The organism is uncultured Clostridium sp. (genome assembly GCF_937920395.1).
In the GTDB taxonomy this organism is placed as follows: Bacteria; Bacillota; Clostridia; order Clostridiales; family Clostridiaceae; genus Clostridium_AD.
Window position 1 is genome coordinate 1 of the sequence record NZ_CALEVF010000350.1, and the last position, 3,023, is coordinate 3,023.

Here is a 3,023-nt window from a genome sequence, read left to right on the forward strand (position 1 = left end):
GATAATATTGTGTGAGCGTGGCTTGCTTTTTGCAATACGTCTATAAATTTTTTTTCTGTTATAGAATCAAGATTTGCAGTGATTTCGTCAAGTAGCAATATAGGAGGATCTGTAACAATCGCCCTTGCTATAGCAAGAAGTTGCTTTTGACCTTGTGAAAAAAGAGTGTCACTATTCACTTGAGTATCAATACCATTTTTTAGCCCTACTACATAATCCGTTAGTCCCACAAAAGCAAGTGCATTTTCAATTTGGTCTTTCTTAATGCTATCATCCTGTAGACTAATTTGCTCGGCTACTGTTCCATTTATCATATGAAAGCTTTGGTCAACATATCCAAATATTTTACGCTTTTCAGAATTCGCTATATTATAAACATCAATTCCATTTATGGTAATGCTTCCATTTGAAGGCTTTAAAAAACCCATAGCGAGTTTGAATAATGTGGATTTTCCAACACCTGTTCTGCCTATAAATGTAACCTTTTCCTGTGGACTTAAATGAAGGTTAATATTCTTTAAAATATCAGTCCCTTTTTCATATTGAAAGGTTACATTATTAAATGATAATTTTATATCCTCACGACTTGGAATAATATCCTCCGCCTTAAGTTCGTTACTTTTATTGTGATCCTCTGGTAAGTTATAGAAATCGTTGACTCTATGAATACCAGATACGGCCTCTTGGATGTCTTGAAGCTCCATTCCAAGACTTTCTATAGGCGTAAATAAATTAGAAATCAATTCAATAGAGGCAGCAACCATACCTAACGATATACCTAAATAGTTTAGTTGTTTTGAGGATAATATTACAATAAAACCAATTACTATAGCGCGAGTAAGCTGGATAATGGGAGGAAACACAGAATTATAGAAATTTACTTTCTCCACGGTTTTGTAATTATCTAGCAAATAAGCGGTATAGTTTTTTTCCATGTAGCTTTCTTTACTATAGGATTTAATCATTTGTATATTTTTTAAGCTTTCAGAAATATGATTGTTTACTTTGCCAACTAAAATTCGATTTTTTATTTCTGCCTTTAACATTCTTCTTTGAAAAAGCCTCGTAATGGCATAAATAATAGGAATTAGTAGTAAAGTACCCATTCCAAGTTTTGCACTGAATGTATAAATAGAAACAATAATTCCTATAATTTTAAGGCAGTCGACCATCATTCCAATAATACCACTTGTAAACATGGAGTTTATGGCATCTACATCATTTGTAAATCTTGAAACAACTGTACCTGTCCCATTTGACGAAAAAAACATGGCATTTATTTTTTTTAATTTTTCCATCATATCAAGTCTAATTTCTTTGGTAATTTTTTGGCCCAAAACTGTAAGCACAGCCTCCTTCATAAAATCAAAGATACCAATAAACAATATTACTCCCATATATACAATTGCTAAATTAAGAAGTCCATTACTATTTTTTAGTACAAGGTTATGATCAACAATATATTTTAATATTTGAGGAGGAATTAAGCTAGTTATAACAACACCACATATAGCAAAAATTAATAATACGTCCAATTTTATGTTTTTTTTAATAACTTTAATAAGAGAGTTTTTCACTAGGCTATTTCTCATGATTATCACCTCCAGTAACTTGCAGATTATATATCGTTTTATAAACATCAGAGCTTTTCATAAGTTCAGTATGTGTACCATAATCTGTTGTTTTATCATTACGTAGAAACAATATTCGGTCCACTTTATTAAAAATACTTAGGCAATGTGAAATTAGTATTATTAAACTGTCATTATAATTAATTTTAAGGTTTTTTATTATTTCTTCTTCTGTCTTCATATCAACAGCGGAAAATGGATCATCTAAAATGATGATTTTGCTTTTGCTTAAAAGAGTTCTTGCAAGTGATATCCTTGCCTGTTGACCACCGCTTAGCCTAATTCCACTGTTGCCCACTAATGTATTTTTCCCAAGGGGCATTGATTTCAAATCAGTTTCGAAGCAAACATCTTTTAAGACAGAAGAAATGTCCTGTCCATTACCAAGAGTTATATTGTTATAAATGCTATCGGAAAGTAATTGAGGCTTATGACCCAAATAAGATATCATTTGACTTCGTTCGTACTGCGAATAATTTTTGAGCTCCTTTCCATCTATCTTCACACTGCCCATATATGGATATAACCCAAGGAGCGATAGCCCAAGTGTAGACTTTCCAGAAGCGATAGAACCAGTGACACCTATGATTTCACCTTGTTTTCCTTTAAAACTAATATTTTCAAGTATATTGTCCTTGCTCGAAGGATAACAAAAGCTAAGATTATCTATTAATAGTCTTGTGTTATTTATATCAAAACAAGTCGTTATGATTTTGCTCTTATATTTTGTAAGATAGGGCTTAATGCGTTTCCATGATATTTGTGATTTTTGCACAGAATTAAATAGGTTGGCGGCTTTACTCGCCTTAGTAGCCATTGCGGTAAACATAATGAGGTAAGTAGAAAAGTTACCAACAGTCCATCTACCATTAATTACTTTCGTAGCACCAAGATAAATTACAGTTATTATTCCAAGCATTGCAATAACATTATAGATTGGCCGCATAGAATTTTCTAAAATTTCAGCTTTAATAGCTTTATTTTGTAAATCTGTAAGTTCTACATTATACCTTGTCATATTTTGATCCTCCATCCCATTTGCACGATAAAGCATTGCATTTTCAATGGTATCATAAGTGATACTAGCAATATAGCTACTTTTTTTACGGAAGGCTATAGTGTATTTATAAATAACTTTCTTTAGTTTTTCAGCAAGAATCATAGCAACTGGAATAAAAATAATGGAGAGAATAGTCATTTTAACATCATAAAAGAGCATTGATATAAAATAAGAAGCCATTAGCACACCGGTGTCAAATATCTCTGTGGTGAATTTTCGCATACCCTCAACACAAATATCTACATCAGAAATGGCTCTAGTCATTAGATTCCCAATGTTTTCTTTATCTAGCTCTTCAATACTTTTATTCATTATATTATTGTATATCATAA

Annotated in this window: 2 protein-coding genes; both read right to left on the reverse strand. The window is 31.6% G+C overall.

Annotated features, from left to right (window positions below; genetic code table 11):
* Positions 1-1,592, reverse strand: a 1,592-nt coding sequence (locus Q0649_RS20780) for an ABC transporter ATP-binding protein (RefSeq protein ID WP_298846360.1), incomplete at its 3' end; no start/stop codon positions are given.
* Positions 1,582-3,023, reverse strand: a 1,442-nt coding sequence (locus Q0649_RS20785) for an ABC transporter ATP-binding protein (protein WP_298846361.1), incomplete at its 5' end; no start/stop codon positions are given. The genes Q0649_RS20780 and Q0649_RS20785, both read right to left, overlap by 11 nt.